Here is a 23256-nt window from a genome sequence, read left to right as displayed (position 1 = left end):
CCGTGAACCGTCGTGGCGGTTCCGCTTCCCTTATGCCGTCAATAACTGCCGATGCAGGCGCTGCACAATACTCTCCGCCTCATCGCCATCCACCAGAAAGCAGAGGTTGTGAGCACTGGCGCCCTGGCAGAACATCCGCACATTGCTGTCTTGCATCGCTTCCAGCACTCGAATGCCAATGCCCGAGGTCTTGGCGATGTGGTTGCCAATCACCGCCACCAACGCCAGGTCCTGCTCCACTTCGACCCGGCACAGCGGCGCCAACTCGTCCAGCAACGCCTGCGACACCAGCGCCCGGCCGCTGGAATCGGACCCGGTTTGATCCAACGTCAACGCCACCGACACCTCTGAGGTGGTGATCAAGTCCACCGAGATGCGATGACGGGCCAGCACCGCAAACAGCTCGGCCAAGAACCCCTGAGCGTGCAACATATTGAGGCTGTGGGCGGTCAACAGCGTCTGCCGCCGTCTTAGGCTCAGCGCTCGAAACACCGGCTGCGAGCCGCACTCGGAACGAATCCAGGTGCCACCTTTCTGTGGCGCATAGGTGCTGCCGACGAACACCTGGCAGCCGCCGCGAACCGCCGGCAGAATGGTCGCCGGGTGAAGGATTTTCGAACCAAAGGTGGCCATCTCCGCCGCCTCATTGAAGCTCAACTCGGCAATGGGATGGGCGTCGGCGACCACCCGCGGATCACAGCTGTAGATGCCATCGACGTCGGTCCAGATCGCCAGCACCCGCGCCCGCAACGATTGCGCCAGCAGCGCCGCGCTGTAGTCGGAGCCGCCCCGGCCCAGGGTGGTGACCCGCCCCTGTTGGTCGGCCCCGATAAAGCCCTGGGTGACCACCACCTGAGTGGCAAGCTGCGGCAGCAGGTGCTGTTCGCACAGGCTTTCCAGCTGCGCCAACTGCGGCGACGCCCGGCCAAAATGGTCGTCGGTCCGCATCACCTGGCAGGCATCGAAGTTTACCGCCGCAATGCCACGCTGATTCAACAATTCGGTCAACAACAGGGTCGAGCAGCGCTCCCCCAGCGACAGCAACTGATCCGCCAGCGCCGGCTCACCGTCACCGGCGGCGATGCGACCGCTGAGGCTGGCCATCAACGCCAGCAGGGCATCCAGTTCGGCCGCCACCTGGCTGCGATTTTCAAGCCGGTCCAACATGGCGTATTCAATGGCGGCGATGTCGTGCAGCAGCGCCTGGCGGCGCGCCAGATCAGTCTGGCCTGCCGATAACTCCACCAACCGGTTGGTGACACCGGCGGCGGCGCTGACCACCACCAGCCTGACCTTGGGGTCCGCCTCAATGATGTCGACGCAGCGATTGATGGCCTCAAAGTTGGCCACGGAGGTGCCGCCAAACTTGGCGACCGTAAGAGATGTGTTTTGATTATTCATGACTTCGAACCTTCAATTGCGTTCGAAGAGTCTGGTACGACAACACGCGGGGCGTCAGCGACCAGAAGCTCTCCACCATAGTGTCAGGTGACAGCCATGGGGATTCAGCCCCATTGACCGAGGAGCTGGCGATCGAACGCATCCCTCCTCTCGGCGCAACTCCCCCTGATTCCGGGTCGTTGAGGTTCGATCCTCTCGCCGGAACTGCCTGGGTCGCGCTCCTCTTCTGGCCCCGAGAATCAACCGGTCAGTAAAAAAATGACCAATCTGATGCATAAGGGGTGCGAATACTAAACCTTAGTGTCGATTTGTTGTCAAACCATTGAGTTTTTTTCGAGCTGTACGGGTTATGAACAGATAGCCCATCAGTATGGACCCAAGTAACCACCGCCCCGCAAATCGGGATGAACCTGAATCCTGTACCAAAACCACGCTTCTGATGCCTGAACCAATCGGGGCCGGAGTGCCAAGGCCGATGTCAGGTCACAGGCTAGAAAAAAGTAAGGGGTTGGTATAAATCTCAGTTATTCCGTTAACAGGGTAAAATTCGTCTATTATTACAGACACCTTTCGGCGAGAAGCTTACAGGTTGAAACAAAAACCACCCGTGAAATTCACAAAATGTGACCCAATCGACAGAAATCGGATTCTGTTAACATTTGCGGCTAACATTTAATCCTTTTTACGGTATTTTTAGGGCTTCTAACGAAACAGTACGAATCCTACTTCGTCCTGGCACCCCCAATGCTAGCGCATCGGGCTTACATACGCCGAAAAGGAATTTGCATAGGCATTATGTCTGGGTTATGGGGCTCTGCCCCTAGTCAGGCGGTTGGTTTGAAATGGCGAGCGCTTTAGGTAGCTGATCATGCAAAATCCACATATCCTTATCGTCGAGGACGAAGCCGTCACTCGAAACACCCTGAAAAGCATCTTTGAAGCTGAAGGGTACCTGGTCTCTGAAGCCGTTGATGGCGACGAGATGCACGATGTTCTCAAGGCTCACAAAGTGAACCTGGTGATCATGGACATCAACCTGCCAGGTAAAAATGGCCTGTTGCTGGCCCGCGAACTTCGCGAAAACAACAACATTGCACTCATGTTCCTCACCGGACGTGACAACGAAGTGGACAAGATCCTGGGCTTGGAAATTGGCGCGGATGATTACATCACCAAACCATTCAACCCTCGTGAACTGACCATTCGTGCCCGTAACCTGTTGAATCGAATTGTCAGCACCAATAAGCAATCCGATGAGAAGCCTCAGGTTGAGCACTATCTGTTTAACGGATGGTCTCTGGAGATCAACAGCCGTTCGCTGGTTAGCCCAAGTGGCGAACCGTTCAAGCTGCCTCGCAGTGAGTTCCGCGCGATGCTGCACTTTGTTGAGAACCCGGGTAAAATTTTGTCCCGTGCCGATTTGCTGATGAAGATGACGGGCCGTGAGCTGAAGCCTCATGACCGGACTGTCGACGTAACCATTCGTCGCATCCGCAAGCACTTCGAAAGCCACCCGGAGACTCCGGAAATCATCGCCACCATTCACGGCGAAGGTTACCGCTTCTGTGGTCAGCTGGACGGTCTGTAAGACGTTCGGCCCACAAAAAAAGCCGCTGATGCGGCTTTTTTTGTGGCTTCGGCTCAGGCCCGAGCGCTGAGGTATGCCTTCAAATTGGCAATGTCTTCCTCAAGATGGCTCTCAATCTCCTGATACCATTGACCGTGCTCAGCCTGCCATTGTGGCTCATCACCACACTGCAACTGTTGCGACAACATCTGAATCCGTTTTAATCCCACCGAGCCAGCCGCACCTTTCAGCTTGTGCGCTTCACTGCATAACAGAGGCTTGTCACTGCACTGCATAGCCGCGGCCATGGTCTGCAGGTACTCCGGTGCCATCTGCTCAAACATCACCACACTTTTAAGCAACGTTGCTGCCCCAATGGCACTGCAATAGGCATCCAGGGTTTGTAGATCCAACGAAGCGGTATTTGCACTCGTCATGCTCAGACTCCATTACTGACTACTATTTTGCCAATGCAGGTTATCACAGGTTATTGGTTTGTTCAGACAAAAATGTCTATTCCTCATGCCAGATGTGGCGAAAAAATGCTATTATCTACGCCCATTTATAGCCAGTCGTTGTGATTTCAATGCGAGTTGTTACCCTAGCCTTATCAGGGTTACTGAGTTGTTGTGTTTTCAGTGCCAATTCATCTGAAATTGTTTTACCTAAACAACAGCTTAAACCTTTCACTCTGAACGCTCAGGGTGTGCAGTTAACGGATCAACTTGCCGTCTATCAGTATCAGCAAAAACTACTGCTGCCGCTGCAGGGACTGGCCACGTCTTTGGGCATCGACGTTCAGGTCGATCCCCATGCCTTAATCGCATCCGGTTGGATTCAGGGAGAAAATGCCAACCTGATGCTGGACCTGAATAAAGATCAGGCGCGCAGAGGCTTTAATCAAATTGCCGTTGACCCAGCCATGATCTGGGGACGGGACAATGTGGATATTTACCTTGAGCCGCAGTTCATTCAAAAATTGCTGCCAATCAACCTAAACATCCACACTTTGGGTCAAAAGGTGAACGTCAGCGCCAGCGTACCTCTGCCGGCGGTGCAGCAATCCGTGACCCTGAATCAGGTCACCAATGATCCCGAGGATCGCCGCGAGATCACCGCCACCAGCTTCGACCCGATTCACCCCCATGATTACCAGCCCTACAACAAGCCAGTGGTCTACCTGCAGGGAGACGCCGCCATTGCCGGCGAGGACTACCTGACCGAAGACTACCACCTCAACATGCTGGCCACCGGTGACCTGGGCTACCACAGCTATGAATTCAGCTACGACCGCAGCCAGGGCCAGGACGACAACTACCGTCTGCGGTTGTCGCGGGACTATGGCGATCTCGACGAACGCCTGCCGTTCCAGTTGGGTGGCTATCAGGTGGGAGACGTCAGCTACTACGGCGACAACCTGGTCAACGGCCGCATCGAGGGCCAGGGGGTGGTGTTCGGCAACCAGAGCGACATCAACTCCGACCGTTTCGGCCGTACCGTTATCGAAGGCAACGCCCCGGCGGGCTGGAAGGTGCACCTGTACCGCAACGGCGCCTTGGTGCGCATCGCCAGTGCCAGCGACGACAACCGCTACCGTTTCCGGGATATTCCGGTGGTGGAAGGCTCCAACCTGTTCGAGATCCACCTGTTTGGCCCCAACGGCGAATACATGGTGCGCCGCAAAACCGTTCAAAGCGGTGGCCTGAGACTGGGTCAGGGGCAGCTGGGCTACTCCGGCTTCTACATCGACCAGACCAGCAACCTGTTTACCCACAAAGATCAGGATGAACTGGCGGACCTGGAGCTGCGCCGGGCTTACAGCGGCCGGGCCCAGTACGGCTTGACGGATCAGATCACCATCGGCGCCAGCTACAGTCAGCAAACGGTGCAGAACTGGGGCCGACTGGAAGATCGCACCTACTATGGCGCCGACGTCACCGCCTACTGGTGGGACAGCACCTGGTTTGTGGAGGTCTCCTCGCAACAGGACGCCGGTAACGCCTTCTCACTTGGCTGGCAGAAACTGATCGGTACCGACCACAGCCTGCGCATCACCCATGAGAATTACCAGGATTACCAGTCCAGTCGCACCGACGATCTGCTGCCGGGCCTGTTCGACGACAACGGCAAAACCTCCAGCACCCGGGCCGAGATCGAAGGCAGCTTCCATCAGGCCGGCGGTTGGCAGTATCAGTTGGGCGCGGCCTACCGCACTCTGGACAACGGTGACGACTCCACCCAGCTGGACTCGCGGTTGTCGACTCAGTTGGGCAACGTCGCCCTGACCAACTACCTGGCCTACGACACCTCCTTCAAAGACAGCAGTCAGCGAATGCTGGGGCGGCTGATGTTTGACACCCCGATGCTGGACTGGAACGTCTCTGGCTACATGGACTACCAAACCGGCGAGGGGATCGGCGATCTCACCACCCTGCTGCGTTGGCGCCCGTGGCGTGGGGTCAACAACCAGACCGAGCTGTTCTACCGGGATCCCCTCGACAGCAAGAGCCGCTTTGGACTGGGTCATCAGGTCTCCCTGACTTATGACTGGTTCACTCTTGGCCTTCGAGGCAATGTGGATACCCGTGGCGACTGGCAGGTCAGTGCCACCAGCGCCATCGCACTCAACTATCAAGACTCCCGCATGCGCGGCAGCGACTACCGGCCACAACTGGCCGACATCAATGTGCGCCTGTTTGTCGACAGCAACAACAACGGTCGCTTCGACGCCAGCGATCAGCCAATTCGCGGCGTCACCCTGCTGACCTCCCCCAGCATCCCGCACCAGGCCAGTAATGATACCGGTGAAGTGCGCCTGACCCAGGTGGCCTCCAACACCCTGTACCGCATCGCTCTGGGTCCGGAAACCCTGCCGGAGCAGATGGTGCTGCGGGACGGTCCGGTGGAAGTGATGCCCATGACCGGTAAGCACGTCACCGTGGATCTGCCCCTGGTGGCGCTGACAGACATCAAAGGACAAGTGGTCAAAGACCACGATGGCCAGCCTCTGGCCGGCGTTCATATGGTCCTCAAGGACCTGCACCAACAGCCGCTGGCCAATCTGACCACCGGCCCACAAGGCGAGTTTCAGTTCAACGCCATGAAGCCCGGCTACTACCTGTTGCAGCCGGACGTCGGCCAGTTGGGAAGCCTCGGCGCCCTGGCGGAAGAGCCGGTGTTCCCGGTCGCCATCTCCGGCAAGAAGATCCGTTTCCAGCAGCAGGATCTGCGCATCAAGTATCAAGAGCAGCCAGCGGTGGTGGACGTCACCAGTCAGGTGGCCGCCCCTCAGGCAACCCCGACCCGAAAACTCGACAGCCTGCCGGCTCTGGAGCAAGGGGTGATGCGGATGGAGTCTCAGGATTACACCATCCAACTGGCCGCCAACCGCAACAAGTTTGATTTGAATGCGTTGCGAGCCCGTCACCCGGACCAGTCCCTGGAGCAAGTTACGGTATTGCGCGACGGCCGCCCCATGCACCTGCTGATCGCCGGCCAGTTCCCCAGCCAACGCTCGGCCCAATATGGCCTGCGTGACGTGCCCAAGGAGTTTGCCAATGACCTGCCTCTGGTGAAGCCGGTAGGCGGTCTTCAGTACCAGCACCGGGCCTATCTGGAGTGGGACAAAAAGCGTAAACCGCAGCCGGACCGCGGCGATGATCGCAACTCTGACTGGCTCAGTCAGCAAAATCCGGCCCACTTTACCTGGCAACTGGCCGCCACCAAGGACAAGGCCAATGCCGAAAAAGTCATTGCTCACTTGAAATTGGGCACCGACGCCCACATTCATCTGCACAAGGGATGGTATCAGGTGCTGTGGGGCAGCTTTGCCGACAAACCACAGGCCCAACGGGCGTTAGGCGCATTGCCAAAGGCCCCACAAAACCCATGGTTGCGCAGCGTCGCCTCGGTGCGATAGATTCTGTTCCTTCCTGATTAGAGCCCGGCGGTCGCCGGGCGCTAATGGCGCCTGTAGGCGCATCGTTCCATAACCGGTATCAATGACGGTGGCTTTATAAGCAAACGTCATGGCCCTGCTCGTCACCCAGTGTCGTCTTCGCCGCACAATACCGCATTTTCGTTTGCCGTAATCGAGTTTGACGGCAAAGTTTTTGACGGCGAAATCGCCGCCACATGTTACAATCGCTGCCCTTAAGCAGTTAAGGGTTAGATAATTGACGGAGTCTGTGTCCATGGCGACAACAATGCCCGATGTTGCTAGCAGTGCCAAAGCCCAGATCGGGGGAACTCTGGACTGGGTCGGAATGAGCAACATTGAATTACCACTGACAGTGACAGCCGATGACGGTCAGTCACGGGCGGTAACCGCAAAGGTAGAAGCCTTTGTGAACCTTCCCAATCCCCAGGCCAAGGGGATTCACATGTCGCGCCTGTATCTGGCACTGGATCAGCTGTCCCTGAACGGCGAGCTGAACCTGGCCAGCATGAAAGCCTTGCTGGATAACTTTATCTCCAGCCACGAGGCCCTGTCAGACCGCGCTCGAATTAAGATCAGTTTCGATTACCACCTGCGTCGCCCTTCATTGCTGTCTGACAACAGCGGTTGGCGTGCGTACCCGGTGACTCTGGTCGGCAGCCTCAACCAGGGCGCGTTGACCCTGGAGATGAATGTGGATGTGTCCTACTCCTCCACCTGCCCCTGCTCCGCCGCGCTGGCACGGCAGCTGATCCAGGAGTCGTTCAACCGTGACTTCGGGGATAAGCAGAGCCTGTCCGCCGAGGAGATTCACCAGTGGCTGGGCACCACCCAGGGCGTGGTGGCGACGCCGCACAGCCAACGCAGCGTTGCCGAGGTCTGGGTAAAACTGGACAACGAACTGACCGAATTGCCCATCGTGAAACTGGTCGACCGCATCGAATCGGCCCTGGCCACTCCGGTCCAGGCTGCCGTGAAGCGAGAAGACGAGCAGGAGTTTGCCCGTCTCAACGGACAGAACCTGATGTTCGTCGAAGACGCCGCCCGTCGTTTGAAGATGGCGCTGAACGATACCAGTGACTTCTTCGATTTCTGGTTGCGAGTCAACCACCTGGAAAGTCTGCACGCCCATGATGCGGTGTCGGTGACTTGCAAAGGGGTCGAAAACGGCTACCAGCCGTAACGGCGCACGCGCATTAAAAAGGCCGGGCAAATGCCCGGCCTTTTTTGTGTATTGGCATCGGATTACGCCAACGCCGACCCCTGGCCACCATCGCGCTTCAGGCGTTCGATAATGCCATTCAGCGCCAGCCACTTGTCGCCACACCATGACGGAGCAATCAACTCGGGCGGTTTGGCGTAGGCACTGACCCGATGAAACACCACCTCTTTCGGGGTGCGTCGAATCATCTCGGCGGCGGTATCCATGTAGGTGTCGGCGTCCATCAGCGACAGCCGCCCAGCCTGGTATTGCTTAGCCATGATGCTGTTCTGCACCACATGCAGCGGGTGCAGCTTGATGCCGTCCACCCCAAGGGCCAATACCTGGTCCAGGGTCTCGAACGCCTGCTCCGGCCCTTCACCAGGCAACCCCATGATCAGATGGGTGCACACTTTCAATCCCAGCTTGCGAGCCCGCAGCACCGTATCCCGGTACTCGGCAAAGCCATGGCCACGGTTGATCCGTTTCAGGGTTTCATCATTGGCCGACTGCAGCCCCAGCTCCAGCCAGACTTCCATTCCCTGCTGTTGGTACGCCAGCAACAGCGACAGCACCTCGTCGGGTACGCAGTCCGGTCGGGTTCCCACACACAGGCCGATGATGTCGGAGACGTTCACCGCCTCCTGATAGCGCTGCTTAAGCACCCGGTACTCGTCGTAGGTGGAGGTGTAAGCCTGAAAATAGGCCATGTAGCGCTTCTCCACTCCCCGGTGCAGTTTGCCCTGCGCCAACTGCTCCGCCACGCTTTTATGACTGCCAAATTCGCGACTGAACGAAGAGACATTACAAAAGGTGCAACCCCCTCGCCCCAGAGAGCCATCCCGGTTCGGGCAGGTAAAGCTGGCATCGATAGTCAGTTTGTGGATCTTCTGACCGTATCGGGCCTTCATGTAGTTGCCCAACGTATGAACGTATTGGTCCAGTCCCATGCGGACTCCCGGTGACGAAAAAACGCGCCATTTTACTGGAGTCGCCGCCGCCGAGGTGAGAACTGGATCACAGCCCGATTCATTATTCCGAATGATTATTCACTTATAAGTGAACGAGCTTTCGGGCCGGGATCACAAAACACGCTAAAAAATGCAGTAGTTAAAACCGAACCACTCTGTTAGAGAACCGACAATCACCCCAAGCTCACACTAATTCGATTAACAAAACAGAATGTTTCACATTTCAGAACAAAATATGCAGTCGATACAGGTTGTGAATGATTCCATTCTCGAGCAACTTAGACCGTGATGGGGCCGATTGACCTTTGCACTAACCCTAGGTACTTTGAGTAGTTCGCCTGCATAATTATGTGAAGTACGCAAAGAAGTTTGCACGAAGCGGAGGAGAGGGAATGTCGTTGTACCAGCCGAATTTTGAGCGCGAAAATTGTGGCTTCGGGCTCATCGCCCATATGGATGGCGAGCCCAGCCACCGCATTGTCCGTACGGCCATTCAGGCCCTGGACCGGCTTAAGCACCGGGGTGCCGTTGGCGCCGACGGCAAAACCGGGGACGGATGCGGCCTGTTAATGAAGAAGCCGGATGGTTTCTTCCGCCACCTGGCCGAGGAGCAGGGTTGGCGCTTATCCAATAAGTATGCCGTGGGCATGCTGATGATGAGCAAGGATCCGGTCCGCACCCAACACAGCCGTGCCATCATCGAGCAGGAACTGGCCAGGGAGACCCTGTCGGTCCTCGGCTGGCGAGACGTCCCGGTGAATGAATCCGTGCTTGGCAGCATTGCCGCTGGCACCGTGCCCGCCTTCCAGCAGATCTTCATCAATGCCCCGGCCGGCTGGCGCTCACGGGATCTGGAGCGGCGCCTGTACATGGCCCGCCGCCGCATCGAAAAGCAGCTCAGTGACGACCCCGATTTTTACATCGCCAGCCTCTCTGGCCAGGTGGTGGTCTACAAGGGACTGATGTTGCCGGTGGATCTGCCCAACGTCTTCCCGGATCTGGCGGATCTGCGCATGCAGAGTGCCATCTGTCTGTTCCACCAGCGCTTCTCTACCAATACCCAACCCCGTTGGCAGCTGGCTCAGCCGTTCCGCTTCCTGGCCCACAACGGCGAGATCAACACCATCGCCGGTAACCGCCAATGGGCCCGCGCTCGCGCCTATAAATTCTCGTCGCCGTTGCTGCCGGATCTTCACGATGCGGCGCCGTTTGTCAACGAAACCGGCTCCGACTCCTCCAGCCTCGACAACATGTTGGAGGTGCTGCTGGCCGGTGGCATGGACATCAAGCGCGCCATGCGGCTGCTGATCCCGCCAGCGTGGCAGTCCAACCCGGAGATGGACGACGAGTTGAAAGCGTTTTATGACTTCAACTCCATGCACATGGAGCCCTGGGACGGCCCCGCCGGCGTGGTGCTGACCAACGGCCGCCATGCCGCCTGCGCCGTCGACCGCAACGGCCTGCGTCCGTCTCGCTATGTGATCACCAAGGACCGAATTCTGACTCTGGCCTCGGAAGTGGGGATCTGGGACTACCAGCCCGACGAAGTGGTGGAAAAGGGCCGGGTAGGCCCGGGCGAGCTGCTGGTGCTGGACACCTTCAGCGGCAGCCTGATGCGTTCGTTTGAGATCGATCAGGACCTGAAGCAACGCCATCCCTATGGCGAGTGGATGAAAGTAAACTCCAAGCGACTGATCCCGCCAGAGAAGCTGGGGGCCGACGCCCTTGGCTGCGGCGATCTGTCCGCCCAACAGCTGAGCCAGTATCAGAAGCAGTTCAACCTCTCCCGCGAGGAGCTGCAACAGATTCTGTGGCCGCTGGCCGCCGGCGCTCAGGAAGCCATCGGCTCCATGGGGGATGACACCCCAATTGCGGTGCTGTCCCAGCAGGCACGCCACATCTGCGACTACTTCCGCCAGCAGTTTGCCCAGGTGACCAACCCGGCCATCGATCCGTTGCGGGAAAAGCACGTCATGAGCCTGGCCACCTGCATCGGCAAAGAGCAGAACCTGTTCAATGAAACCACCGGCCACGCCAACCGGGTGATGTTCGACTCACCGGTGCTGTTGTACTCCGACTTCTCTCAGTTGATGGCATTGGATAACGACCACTACCGGTCGGTCACCCTGGATCTCAACTACCCCCAGGAAGAGGGCTTGAAAACCGCCATCTGCCGCCTGTGTACCGAAGCGGAAACCGCCGCCCGGGACGGTGCCACCATGGTGGTGCTGAGTGACCGTAATCTGCAGCCACACACCCTGCCGGTGCCCGCCGCCATGGCCGTGGGTGCCATTCAGAAACGATTGGTAGACACCAACCTGCGCTGCGACACCAACATCCTGGTGGAAACCGGCTCGGCCCGCGATCCGCATCACTTTGCGGTGCTGCTGGGCTTTGGCGCTACCGCCATCTACCCCTACCTGGCCTACGAATCCATCGATGCGCTGGCTCGCCAGCAAGGCGACACCAGTGAGCTGCGGCAGTTGCTGCTGGGCTATCGCGCCGGCATTAACAAAGGCCTGCAGAAGATTCTCTCCAAGATGGGGATCAGCACCATCGCCAGCTACCGCTGCAGCCGCCTGTTTGAAGCGGTCGGCCTGAGCGACGAGCTGGTTGATCTGTGTTTCCATGGCGTCACCAGCCGGATTCAGGGCGCCGACTTCGCCGACATCGAAGCGGATCAGCTGACCCTGCACCGGTCCGCCTTTAAGCTGCGCCAGCCGCTGCCTCATGGTGGGCTGCTCAAGTACGTCCACGGCGGTGAGTACCACTGTTTCAATCCGGACGTAGTCCAGGCACTGCAGCAAGCCGTCAACAGCGGTAAACAGTCCGATTACGACCGCTATTGCCAGTTGGTGGACACCCGCCCGGTGGCCACCCTGAGGGATCTGCTGACCCTGAACCCACCGGAAACCGGCGTCGACCTGACTCGGGTCGAAGGGGCTGAGCAGCTGTACTGGCGCTTCGACACCGCCGCCATGAGCATCGGCGCCCTGGCTCCGGAAGCCCATGAGGCGTTGGCAATTGCCATGAATCGCCTCGGCGGCCACTCCAACTCCGGAGAGGGCGGTGAAGACCCCCGCCGTTTCAACAGCCCGGGCAACTCCCGCATCAAGCAGGTCGCATCGGGTCGCTTCGGCGTCACCGCCGCCTACCTGATGAGCGCCGACGTCATTCAGATCAAAGTGGCCCAGGGAGCCAAGCCCGGTGAAGGGGGCCAACTGCCCGGCAATAAGGTCAGCACCGAAATCGCCACCCTGCGCTACTCCCGTCCCGGCGTCACCCTGATCTCGCCGCCGCCGCACCACGACATCTATTCCATCGAGGATCTGGCTCAGCTGATTTTCGATCTGAAGCAGATCAACCCGGCGGCCCGCATCTCGGTCAAACTGGTGTCGGAGCCCGGCATCGGCACCATCGCCTGCGGCGTGGCCAAGGCCAATGCCGACATGATCACCGTCTCCGGCTACGACGGCGGCACCGGCGCCAGCCCCCTGACCTCCATCCATTACGCCGGCAGCCCGTGGGAACTGGGTCTGGCCGAGGTGCAGCAGGCACTGGTCAACAACGGCCTGCGCCACAAGGTGCGCCTGCAAGTGGATGGCGGCCTGAAAACCGGCCTGGATGTGGTCAAGGCGGCATTGCTGGGCGCCGAAAGCTTCGGCTTCGGTACCGCGCCGATGGTGGCCTTGGGTTGCAAGTATCTGCGTATTTGCCACCTCAATAACTGCGCCACCGGGGTCGCCACCCAGCGCCAGGATCTGCGCGACAACCATTACAACGGCACCCCGGAGAAAGTGATCAACTTCTTCCAGTTTGTCGCCGAAGACCTGCGGGCCCACATGGCGGCGCTGGGCGTCACCGAGTTTAACCAGCTGATTGGCCGCACCGACTTGCTGACCCAGTTGCCCGGTGAAAGCGACCGTCAGGGCCGACTGGATCTGACGCCGGTACTGGCCTCCGCCCCGGCGGGCGACCACACCGCTCTGTTCTGCACCGAGCGTAACTTGCCGGACGATAAGGGGCTGAAGAACCAGCAACTGCTGGGACTGGCCAAGCAATCGGTGGACAACAAACTGGCCGCCAGCTGGCAGCTGGACGTTCAGAACACCGATCGCAGTGTCGGTGCCTCTCTGGCGGGTTACATCGCCGCCAAATGGGGCAACCAGGGGCTGCAAGGTGCGCCACTGGACATCCGTCTTTCCGGTTCCGCCGGTCAGAGTTTTGGCGTCTGGAACGTCGCCGGCATGAACATGACCCTGTCCGGCGATGCCAATGACTACGTCGGCAAAGGCATGACCGGCGGCCAGCTGGTGATCACGCCCCCGCCCGGCGTGGCCTACCGCAGTCACAAGTCGGCCATCATCGGCAATACCTGCCTGTACGGTGCCACCGGCGGCAAACTGTTCGCCGCCGGTACCGCCGGCGAGCGCTTTGCGGTGCGTAACTCCGGCGCCGTGGCGGTCATCGAAGGCTGTGGCGATAACGGCTGTGAATACATGACCGGCGGCGTGGTCATGGTACTGGGTCGCACCGGGGTCAACTTCGGTGCCGGCATGACCGGCGGCTTCGCCTACATCTTCGATCAACGCAATGCCCTCGAGCGTCGCCTCAATACCGAACTGGTGGAATCCCTGCCCGTGGTTGAGCCCATGGTGCAGTTGCACCTGAAACGACTGCTGGAGGAGCACCTGGACACCACCGGTTCCGAGCGGGCCCGGGAGATCCTCGAGGACTTCACCAATTGGTTGCCGAAGTTCCGCATCGTCAAACCCAAAGCCAGCCAACTCGGTGAGTTGATGGCGTTGGAACAGAGTCAGCAACTTCAGGTCAAGGCCAGCTAAGGAGAGAAAATGAGCAACGTATTTCAATTTCTTGAGGTAGAGCGCCACGACCCACAGAAGCGGGAGCTGGACAGCCGTACTCAGGAGTTCGTCGAGATCTACCGTCCGTTCGAGGACACCCAGGCGGCGGAGCAGGCGGATCGCTGCCTGGACTGTGGCAACCCCTATTGTGAATGGAAATGTCCGGTCCATAACTACATTCCCGACTGGCTGAAGCTGGTGAAGCAGGGCCGCATTCTCGAGGCGGCGGAGTTGTCACATCAGACCAACACCCTGCCAGAGATGTGTGGCCGGGTATGCCCACAGGACCGACTCTGTGAAGGCGCCTGCACCCTCAACGACGAGTTTGGTGCCGTCACCATTGGTAATGTCGAGAAGTACATCGCCGACACCGCCATCGCCATGGGCTGGCGCCCGGACCTCAGCAACGTCGAGGTTCGGCCGGAAAAAGTGGCCATCATCGGTGCCGGTCCGGCGGGGCTGGGCTGTGCCGATGTGCTGGCTCGCAATGGCATTCGAGCCACGGTGTTTGATCGCCAGCCAGAGATCGGCGGTCTGCTGACCTTTGGCATCCCCAACTTCAAGCTGGAGAAATCCGTGGTGCGCCAGCGGCGTACCCTGCTGGAAGGGATGGGTATCGAGTTTCGTCTCGGCGTCAATGTCGGCACCGACCTGCCGTTTCAACAACTGTTGGACGAGTACGATGCGGTATTCCTCGGCATGGGCACCTATACCCCGATGAAAGCCAACCTCAGTGGTGAAGACGCCAGCGGCGTGTACCAGGCGCTGCCCTACCTGATCGCCAATACCAGCCAGGTTGAAGACTACCCATGCGAACACGACTACGTGGATCTGCACGGCAAGAAGGTGGTGGTTCTGGGCGGTGGTGACACCGCCATGGACTGCGTTCGTACCGCAGTGCGTCAAGGGGCCAGCAGCGTAAGCTGTGCCTATCGCCGCGACGAAGCCAACATGCCCGGCTCTCGCCGTGAGGTAACCAATGCCCGCGAAGAGGGAGTGGAGTTCCTGTTCAATCGAATGCCCCTGGCCATCGAAACCAACGAACAGGGCCAGGTCACCGGTGTCCGCTGCTGCCACACCGAACTGGGTGAGGCCGACGAGCAGGGTCGTCGCCGACCGCAGCCGGTGCCGGACTCCGAACACCTGCTGGCGGCCGATGCAGTGCTGATCGCCTTTGGCTTCCAGCCCAGTCCGGCGCCCTGGTTCGGCGAGTTTGGCATCATGACCGATGACTGGGGCCGGGTCCGCGCCCCAGGTCAAGGCAAGTACGCCTTCCAAACCAGTCACCCCAAGGTGTTTGCCGGCGGTGACATGGTTCGCGGTTCCGACCTGGTGGTCACCGCCATCGACGAAGGCCGCCACGGTGCCACCGGCATCCTCGACATGCTGGATGACCGCAACCAGTAAGCCAAGACAACGCCCTGCCCAGCAGGGCGTTTTTTTGCATCCTCGACGCTTGTGGTAAACTGCCCGCCACACTCCCCTAGAGCCTAGATTGCCCACCATGAAAATTGGAATTATCGGCGCCATGGAGCAGGAAGTTGCCCTGCTGCGTAGCCAGATTCAGGACCTGCAGGTCACCACCCTCGCCAACATCGAATTCTACTCCGGCACCCTAAACGGCGCCGACGTGGTTGTTACCCGCTCCGGCATCGGCAAGGTCACTGCCGCCATCGCCACCACCTTGCTGATCGAGCGCTTCGCACCGGATGCCATCATCAACACCGGTTCCGCCGGCGGCTTTGCCCAAGAGCTGGCCATCGGCGATGTGGTGATCTCCAGTGAAGTGCGCTATCACGATGTCGACGTCACCGCCTTTGGCTATGAGATCGGCCAGCTGCCAAGCCAGCCCGCCGCCTTCCTGCCGGATGCCCGGCTGGTGGATGTGGCCAAGGCCAGCATTGTTCGCGTCGGCGAAGTGCAGGCGATCGAAGGCCTGATCTGCACCGGCGACAGCTTTATCGCCGACCCGCAGCGCACCGCCGTGATGCTGTCCCACTTCCCGGCCATGGCCGCCTGTGAAATGGAAGCCGGCGCCATCGCCCAGACCTGTCACCAGTTTGCCATGCCCTTCGTGGTCATTCGGGCCATCTCCGACAACGCCAACGACGATTCTGCCGTGGACTTTGACAGCTTCATCGTCAAGGCCGGTGAGCACTCCGCCAAGGTGGTGATGGCGATGCTGGATCAGCTGACCCACTGATGGAACACGCGCTGGGGCCCTTTTATCACTGGCTAATGCCACCGCTGATTGTGGCGGCGGCGCTACTGATAAACCGACTGCTGCCCGGCCACTGGCTGCTGGCCCCCCGGCTGCATCAGGTGGCCGACGCTCTGGCGGCCAAGGTCAACCGACCGCAACGCGCGCCCTCCCAACAGCGCCTGGCCGGGGGCATCGCCACTGCGTTGATGGTGCTGCCGCCGGTGACGCTGCTGGCGGCCGCCATGAGCCTGGCCGCCTACCCGGGGGCACTGCAGTGTCTGCTGATCGCCCTGTGTCTGCCCGGCGACCAGCAACGTCAGCAGCATCGGCAACTGGTGGCCGAGCTGCACGGGGGCCTGAAACAGCGAGCCCGACAAACGCTGGCACCGTTTACCGTTCGTCAAACCGACTCACTCAGTGAGGTTGGCCTGTGTAAGGCCAGCATCGAGAGCCGTCTGACCCAGGAAGCCGGCACCACCTTCAGCTGGTTATTGTATTTCCCTTTACTGGGGTTCGAAGCGGCCCTGGCGGTGTGGCTACTCAGCCAACTGGCTCGACACTGGCTGCCCTGGCGGCCCCAATATCGGAATTTCGGCCTCGTCAGCCATACCCTGGCATCGGTGCTGGCGATCCCGGTCAATGCCCTGCTGGCCTTAACCCTGAGCCTCTACGGCAACACCCTCAGCTGCTGGAAAGCCCTTACCTGTGCCCGTACCCCATTGCTGCAATCACGGCATTGGCTCACCACCGCCATGGCCTATCACCTTAACGTTCAACTCGGCGGCCCGATGCTGATCGACAACCAACGGCTGGAGCAGCCTCGAGTCGGCCCCGCCCACCCCCCGACCACCGCCACCATTGTTCAGGCCGATCGATTGATCCAGTTTGCCCGCTGGCTGTGGGTGGCCTTGCTGGTGCTGTCCACCAGTGCCATCGCCATGATCCAGGCCGGCGCCTGGTAACCCATTCGGCCCGGCCTGGCATTTGCGCTCGAGCTGAGCCCGCATTTGGTATTACAATAGCGCCGGTCTGATCTGGCACTGCTGCCAGGTGACGCCTTCGATTTGTGTCAGCACTCATTTATGGAATAGATCACCACAGTGACCGAGTTTGTCTACTACGCCGATATGTTCGGCACCGCCGTGTTTGCCATCTCCGGCGCACTGGCCGCCGGCCGACTGCGAATGGACCCGTTTGGCGTTACCGTGCTGGCCGCCGTGACCGCCATTGGCGGTGGCACCATTCGCGACACCATTCTAGGGGCCCAGCCGGTGTTCTGGATCACCGACACCACCTACATCTGGGTGGTGCTGCTCACGGCACTGCTGGTGATGTTGCTGGTACGCTGTCCCCGCCGCCTGTCGGGAAAATGGTTTCAGCTCGCGGACGCCTTCGGACTGGCTCTGTTTACCGTCATTGGCGCTCAGAAAGCCCTGGCCTACGGCGCCTCGCCATTGATTGCGGTGATGATGGGAGTCATGACCGGCGTGGTCGGAGGCATGATTCGCGATGTGCTGTGCCGGGAGATCCCGCTGGTATTGCGCAAAGAGATTTACGCCACCGCTTCCATTGTGGGTGGGATTTTGTATACCATCAGCCTTGAGTATCAGGTCGCTCAGGTTCCGGCGATGATCATCGCCATGGTGGGTGCTTTGGCCATTCGCGTCTCCGCCATCTACTGGCGCCTGTCTCTGCCCGCTTTTGAACTCAACGGCGACCGTCACGACTAATGCACACACCGGGGGAAAGAGATGCTGAGATTTGGAATTATGGTACTGGCGCTGATCAGTGCACCACTGTGGGCCGCCGGCGCCGACATCGTTCCAGATCAAGATCCGGTCACCGCCGAAGCTAAAATCGAGATTCCAGCACCGATTCTACTGGCACAGGACTACATTAAGGCCCTGACCCACCGCGATTACAATAAACTGTCACGTTTCTACAGCCGGGAAACCAAGTTTAACGATCGCACCGCCAGCAAAACCATCACTGGCGGCAGTGACATCCTGACGTTTCTGCGCCGCATCCACGTCTATACCCTGGATTACAGTTTTGAACCGGACCACGTGTTCCACTCCGGCGATCTGGTGGTGATGATCGGCACCTATCGCTACAAATCCAGGGGGGATCTGTTCGGCAAACCCGGTCAGACCATCGAACTGACCATTCCCGGTGTCACCACCCTGGATCTGGACATGGAGGAGAAGGAGATCAAGAGCCACGTCGATCTGCTGGATTACGATACCATGCGTGATCAGCTGGCCAACCAGTAACCTAGCCGCGCCGACTCAACCACAGCCCGAGTCCCACTCCCAGCAGTTGCGCCAACAGCGCCGAGGGTTGAGACCAGATCCAGGCGGCCAGGTGCCAATGGGTGCCCACCCAGGCGGGCAGAATCAGGTACGACAAGCTGGCGGCGCCGATCAACAGCCACAGGGCCCCCTCCGGTGTGCCTAACCGAACACTGAGCCACGCCAGAACCAACCACACCGGCAGATACACCAGCGCCGCATCCAGGGTCACCGACAGCGCGTACACGCCGGTGGCCGGCAGCCACTGGCTGACATCCTGAGTCAGCATCAGCAAGGGCAAGGTCAGTGCCATCGCCACCACCCCCAATACCCAGCCAGTCAGCATGGTTTGCCAGGGCCTTGTTGTCATGGTTACTCCTCCCTGACTCAGTTATACCCCAGCCAGGAGCCGGGATCTTGCGCCGCCATAAAAAAAGCCGCCCGTAGGCGGCTTGATGCAGCGTTCCGCCTGAATTACTTCAGGGTGATGCGAGCAAATTTGCGCTTGCCCACCTGGTACACTGCGGTGCCAGTAGCCGGCACCCATTTGGTATCATCCAGCTTATCGCCGTCGATCTTCACCGCGCCCTGACGGATCATACGCAGAGCGTCACTGGTGGATCCCACCAGGTTCGCTTCCTTAAGCAGGTTGGCAATGGCCATGCCGGCATCGAAGCTCAACTCCGGCATCTCATCGGGAATGGCGTTTTTCTGGAAACGCTGAATGAAGTCCTGATGAGCCGCCTCTGCTGCCGCCTCATCATGGAAGCGGGCGATGATCTCCTTCGCCAGGGTGATCTTGATGTCACGCGGGTTGGCGCCATTGGCCATGTCGCTCTTGAACTGCTCAATCTCTTCCAGTGGGCGGAAAGACAGCAACTCGTAGTAGTTCCACATCAGTTCGTCGGAGATGGACATGATCTTACCAAACATCTCGTTGGCCGGATCCGACACACCGATGTAGTTGTGGGCCGACTTGGACATCTTCTTGACCCCGTCCAGGCCCACCAGCAATGGCATGGTGATCACAGTCTGAGGACGCTGTCCCTCCTCTTTCTGCAACTCACGTCCCATCAGCAGGTTGAACTTCTGATCGGTTCCGCCCAGCTCCACATCCGCTTCCAGAGCCACCGAGTCCCAGCCCTGCAACAGCGGGTACATGAATTCGTGAATGGCGATGGCCTGACCGCTGCCGTAGCGCTTCTTAAAGTCATCGCGCTCCAGCATTCGAGCCACGGTCTGCTTGGACGCCAGACGCAGCATGCCCGCCGAGCCCAGCTCATTCAGCCAGCTGGAGTTAAACTCGATGCGGGTCTTGGCCGGATCCAGAATCTTAAACACCTGCTCCTTATAGGTTTCGGCGTTGGCCAGCACCTGCTCTTTGGTCAGCGGTGGTCGGGTGGTGTTCTTGCCGGAAGGATCGCCCACCATGCCGGTAAAATCACCGATCAGGAAGATCACCTCGTGGCCCAACTCCTGGAACTGGCGCAGCTTATTGAGAATCACGGTGTGACCAAGATGGATATCCGGAGCGGTGGGATCGGCACCCAGCTTCACCTTCAGGGGCTGCCCTGTTTTCAGTTTTTCAATCAAGTCCTGTTCTACCAGGATCTCCTCGGTTCCACGGCGAATCTCCGCCAGTGCCCGTTCCAACTCAGTCATCAAGCCCACTCCGAAGGTGTTACAACATACAATAAAGGCAGTCATGTTACTGGTTAGGCAGAACAAAGGAAAGAGTGTAGACTAACCCGTCCGGTTGGAATCTGCGCCTTTGGCATTCAGGTCCTCTCGTTTTACTATGACAGACAGATGAATAGAACAAACACACGCCAACAACCGAGCAAATTTGGGCCGTTGATTTCTGTGCTCAGGGTGCTACCTACCCCACATAAAATCGGCCTGTTTGCCCTCTCGTTGCTGACTCTGCTGCTGCTGTCGCTGCCTTCGGCCAGTGATCTGGCGGCGGAGTTCATTGAGCCTCTGCCCGTCAACCAGCGACTGCCTCTGGCGCTGGAGATTCAGTCGGCTCAGGCCCAGCCGCTGCAGCCCGGGCTCAACTGGCAATCGTTTACGGTGCAATCCGGAGACAGCCTGGCGCTGCTGTTTAATCGCGCCGGCCTCAGCCCTCAGCAACTGTACCGCATTACCCAGCTGCCCATCGCCGGCAAACGTCTGCCCAAGGTGATGCCCGGCCAGGTGATCGAGCTGGGGCGGGACAATCAGGGGGAGTTGAAGCACCTGCGCTACGCCATGGACAACAAGCAGACCCTGCAGGTTGAACAGCAATCCGAGGGACTGACCGAGTGGGTGGAAACCAAAGAGGTGGAACTGCGCACCGCCTACGCCAGTGCCACCATCGAGTCCAACTTCTGGAACGCCGCCGTCGGCGCCGGCATGAGCCCGAATCAGATCATGAGCCTGGCCGGCATTTTTGGCTGGGACATCGACTTTGCCCTGGACATCCGCGCCGGTGACCGCTTCAGCGTGCTCTATGAGCAGGAGTTCATCGACGGCCACTTCGCCGCCGACGGCAAGATCGTCGCCGCCGAATTCACCAACCAGGGGGACACCTTCCGCGCGGTCCGCCACAGCGACGGCAACTTCTATTCCGACAAGGGCAAGGCGATGCGCAAAGCCTTCCTGCGGGCCCCGGTTCAGTTCAACTACGTCAGCTCCAACTTCAACCCCCGTCGCCTGCACCCGGTCACCAAGCGGGTTCGGCCCCATAATGGCACCGACTACGTGGCGCCGGTGGGCACCCCCATCATGGCCGCCGGCGACGGTAAGGTGATCAAGTCCGCCTACAACAACCTCAACGGCAACTACGTATTCATTCAACATGGCGGCAAATACGTCACCAAGTACCTGCACCTGAAAAAACGCAAAGTCAAACAAGGACAGCGGGTTCGTCAGGGGCAGACCATTGGCCTGTTGGGATCCACCGGCCGGGTGACCGGTGCTCACCTGCACTATGAATTCCTGGTCAATGGCGTCCATCGCAACCCGCGCCGGGTCAAACTGCCGGAGGCCGCCGACATCGCCAAGAAAGACCGGGCCGCATTCCTTGCCTATGCTAAAGAACAGTTGCACACTCTGGCACACCGCCAGCAGATCATGGTAGCGATGCAATGACGCGATACATAGGCTTAATGTCCGGCACCAGCATGGACGGCATCGATGCCGTACTGGTGGAATTTGATGGTCAGCACCCCACGCTGGTGGCCAGTCACAGCCACGAGTACGATCCACACCTGCTGGAGCAACTGCACCGGCTGTGCAGCACCGGCAACGACGAGATTAACCGCCTCGGCCACGTCGATCGCCAGGTGGGCAAAGCCTTTGCCGACGCCACCAATGCCCTGCTGGCCAAGTCTGGCATCGACGCCGACAGCGTTCGCGCCATCGGCAGCCACGGCCAGACCATTCGCCACATGCCGGACGGCCCCCATGGCTTCAGCCTGCAGATCGGTGACCCCAACACCCTGGCCGTCGACACCGGCATCGACGTGATTGCGGATTTCCGCCGCAAAGACGTGGCCCTGGGTGGCCAGGGCGCGCCGCTGGTCCCCGCCTTCCACCAGGCGATGTTCGGTGGCGCTCACCCCCGCATCATCGCCAACATCGGCGGCATCGCCAACATCACCTGGTTGCCGGGCAATGCCGATCAGGTGCTGGGCTATGACACCGGCCCGGGCAATACCCTGATGGACGCCTGGGTGCGACAGCACAATCAGCAACCCTTTGACCAGGACGGTCAACTGGCCGCCGCCGGCACCATCAGCACCGAGCTGTTGAAACGACTGCTGAGCCACCCCTATTTCAGCCAACCGGCCCCCAAGAGCACCGGCCGCGAGCTGTTTAACCAGGCCTGGCTCAACTATCAGCTGGAACCCTTTATGAACGCCCACGCCGCAGACGTGCAGGCAACCTTGCTGGCCTTCACCGTTGAAACGCTGGCGGCGGAGATTGCCCAACTGAGCCAGGACGCCGACGTGTATCTGTGTGGTGGCGGCGCCTTTAACCGTCACCTGGTAAAGCAATTGTCCCGGGCCCTGCCTCAGCACCGCATCGACACCACCGACGCCCTGGGGGTGCCACCACAGTGGGTAGAAGGGATGGCCTTTGCCTGGTTGGCGCATTGTCACCTGGAGGGGATCCCCGGCAACCTGCCCGCCGTCACCGGCGCCAGCCGCACCACTGTGCTCGGCACCCTGACGCCAGCCAAATAGGCTACACTCAGCATCATCCTGTCTGACACGGTCCGGAGTGCCCATGCTGCGCTGTCCCCCTCTGCTGAACCTGTGCCTGTGCGCCGGCGTATCGCTGTCACTCGGTGGCTGTGGTACCCTGCTGCACCCGGAGCGCCAAGGCCAGAGCAATGGCCAGCTGGATCCGGCCATCGTGCTGTTGGATGCACTGGGGCTGGTGCTGTTCGTCATTCCGGGCATTGTCGCCTTCGGTATCGATTTCCACAACGGCACCATCTACCTTCCCGCAGGCTCAGACAACGTGCGTCATTTCCAGCCGGATGCCCTCTCTGAGGCCCAATTGGATGCCCTGCTCAGCGACCAACTGGGGCAGCCAATATCGCTGCACGATCCGGCGCTGGTGCGCTTGCCTCAGACCAACCTGCAGCAGCTTCGGCAACAAGTGCAACGCTACCCCAGATAGCACTGGATGTCGGCACCGGCACGTCGATACTCCCACCTGTGCTTGCAACCTCTCTTTTGTCATTGAATTTATTGAGGTTGTTATAAACTTCATCAGCAATCATTCACTCAACCAATTGAAATACAACATTTTAAGTTTCACTAAACTGT

The 23256-nt window shown here is 59.5% G+C and carries 17 protein-coding genes and 1 riboswitch; of the genes, 12 read left to right on the top strand and 5 right to left on the bottom strand.

The window, feature by feature from the left end:
• Positions 1 to 30 precede the first annotated feature (30 nt).
• Positions 31 to 1401: a lysine-sensitive aspartokinase 3 gene (gene lysC, locus H598_RS0119650; RefSeq protein ID WP_028114528.1), complete on the bottom strand. Its 1371-nt coding sequence runs from the start codon at positions 1399 to 1401 to the stop codon at positions 31 to 33.
• Positions 1402 to 1458: 57 nt separating this feature from the next.
• A riboswitch (Lysine riboswitch) is annotated at positions 1459 to 1635 on the bottom strand.
• Between the two features lie 634 nt (positions 1636 to 2269).
• On the opposite strand from lysC, the gene arcA reads away from it, so the two are divergent.
• Positions 2270 to 2989, top strand: coding sequence for a two-component system response regulator ArcA (arcA, locus tag H598_RS0119645; protein ID WP_028114527.1), 720 nt, complete (start codon positions 2270 to 2272; stop codon positions 2987 to 2989).
• A gap of 53 nt (positions 2990 to 3042) precedes the next feature.
• Here arcA and H598_RS0119640 read toward each other — a convergent pair whose 3' ends face one another.
• Positions 3043 to 3405 (bottom strand): Hpt domain-containing protein, encoded by a 363-nt coding sequence (locus H598_RS0119640; protein ID WP_028114526.1) that lies wholly within the window; start codon positions 3403 to 3405, stop codon positions 3043 to 3045.
• A 269-nt stretch (positions 3406 to 3674) separates the two neighbouring features.
• Between H598_RS0119640 and H598_RS0119635 the strand changes: the two genes are divergently transcribed.
• Positions 3675 to 6887: an SPOR domain-containing protein gene (locus H598_RS0119635; protein WP_028114525.1), complete on the top strand. Its 3213-nt coding sequence runs from the start codon at positions 3675 to 3677 to the stop codon at positions 6885 to 6887.
• Positions 6888 to 7161: 274 nt separating this feature from the next.
• Entirely contained in the window at positions 7162 to 8088 is a 927-nt protein-coding gene (gene folE2, locus H598_RS0119630; RefSeq protein ID WP_028114524.1) for a GTP cyclohydrolase FolE2, read from the top strand.
• 62 nt (positions 8089 to 8150) lie between these two features.
• Here the strand turns inward: folE2 and mnmL are convergent, their stop codons facing one another.
• A complete protein-coding gene (gene mnmL, locus H598_RS0119625) occupies positions 8151 to 9056 on the bottom strand; it encodes a tRNA modification radical SAM protein MnmL/YtqA (RefSeq protein ID WP_028114523.1) in 906 nt (301 codons plus the stop codon).
• Positions 9057 to 9469: 413 nt separating this feature from the next.
• On the opposite strand from mnmL, the gene gltB reads away from it, so the two are divergent.
• The 6 genes from gltB to H598_RS0119595 all read left to right on the top strand — a co-directional run bounded on the left by gltB (position 9470) and on the right by H598_RS0119595 (position 18418).
• A complete protein-coding gene (gene gltB / locus H598_RS0119620) occupies positions 9470 to 13921 on the top strand; it encodes a glutamate synthase large subunit (RefSeq protein ID WP_028114522.1) in 4452 nt (1483 codons plus the stop codon).
• Positions 13922 to 13930: 9 nt separating this feature from the next.
• Positions 13931 to 15349, top strand: coding sequence for an FAD-dependent oxidoreductase (locus H598_RS0119615; RefSeq protein ID WP_028114521.1), 1419 nt, complete (start codon positions 13931 to 13933; stop codon positions 15347 to 15349).
• Between the two features lie 97 nt (positions 15350 to 15446).
• Positions 15447 to 16145 carry a 5'-methylthioadenosine/S-adenosylhomocysteine nucleosidase gene (mtnN, locus tag H598_RS0119610; protein ID WP_028114520.1) on the top strand — a complete coding sequence of 233 codons (699 nt, stop codon included), beginning with the start codon at positions 15447 to 15449 and terminating at the stop codon, positions 16143 to 16145.
• On the top strand, positions 16145 to 17107 hold the full coding sequence (locus tag H598_RS0119605) for a cobalamin biosynthesis protein CobD/CbiB (RefSeq protein ID WP_084144547.1): 963 nt from the start codon (positions 16145 to 16147) through the stop codon (positions 17105 to 17107). The genes mtnN and H598_RS0119605 overlap by 1 nt, the downstream gene beginning before the upstream one ends.
• A 138-nt stretch (positions 17108 to 17245) precedes the next feature.
• Entirely contained in the window at positions 17246 to 17875 is a 630-nt protein-coding gene (locus H598_RS0119600; protein ID WP_028114518.1) for a trimeric intracellular cation channel family protein, read from the top strand.
• Positions 17876 to 17896: 21 nt separating this feature from the next.
• Entirely contained in the window at positions 17897 to 18418 is a 522-nt protein-coding gene (locus tag H598_RS0119595; RefSeq protein WP_084144546.1) for a nuclear transport factor 2 family protein, read from the top strand.
• A 1-nt stretch (position 18419) separates the two neighbouring features.
• On the opposite strand, the gene H598_RS0119590 is transcribed toward H598_RS0119595, so the two are convergent.
• Both H598_RS0119590 and tyrS read right to left on the bottom strand, forming a co-directional pair.
• A complete protein-coding gene (locus H598_RS0119590) occupies positions 18420 to 18806 on the bottom strand; it encodes a hypothetical protein (RefSeq protein WP_156897115.1) in 387 nt (128 codons plus the stop codon).
• A 104-nt stretch (positions 18807 to 18910) separates the two neighbouring features.
• On the bottom strand, positions 18911 to 20098 hold the full coding sequence (gene tyrS / locus H598_RS0119585; RefSeq protein ID WP_028114515.1) for a tyrosine--tRNA ligase: 1188 nt from the start codon (positions 20096 to 20098) through the stop codon (positions 18911 to 18913).
• Positions 20099 to 20308: 210 nt separating this feature from the next.
• Between tyrS and H598_RS0119580 the strand changes: the two genes are divergently transcribed.
• The 3 genes from H598_RS0119580 to H598_RS0119570 are packed head-to-tail and all read left to right on the top strand — an operon-like array spanning position 20309 to position 23107.
• Positions 20309 to 21568 (top strand): peptidoglycan DD-metalloendopeptidase family protein, encoded by a 1260-nt coding sequence (locus tag H598_RS0119580; protein ID WP_245595626.1) that lies wholly within the window; start codon positions 20309 to 20311, stop codon positions 21566 to 21568.
• A complete protein-coding gene (locus H598_RS0119575) occupies positions 21565 to 22665 on the top strand; it encodes an anhydro-N-acetylmuramic acid kinase (RefSeq protein ID WP_028114513.1) in 1101 nt (366 codons plus the stop codon). Before H598_RS0119580 ends, H598_RS0119575 begins: the two co-directional genes overlap by 4 nt.
• 43 nt (positions 22666 to 22708) lie before the next feature.
• A complete protein-coding gene (locus tag H598_RS0119570) occupies positions 22709 to 23107 on the top strand; it encodes a hypothetical protein (protein ID WP_051252894.1) in 399 nt (132 codons plus the stop codon).
• Positions 23108 to 23256: the final 149 nt, after the last annotated feature.

Origin of the sequence: Ferrimonas kyonanensis DSM 18153 (genome assembly GCF_000425405.1) — a bacterium.
Lineage (GTDB): Bacteria > Pseudomonadota > Gammaproteobacteria > Enterobacterales > Shewanellaceae > Ferrimonas > Ferrimonas kyonanensis.
The sequence above is the reverse complement of the archived record's forward strand: the minus strand, read 5'-3'. Positions and strand labels throughout refer to the sequence as shown.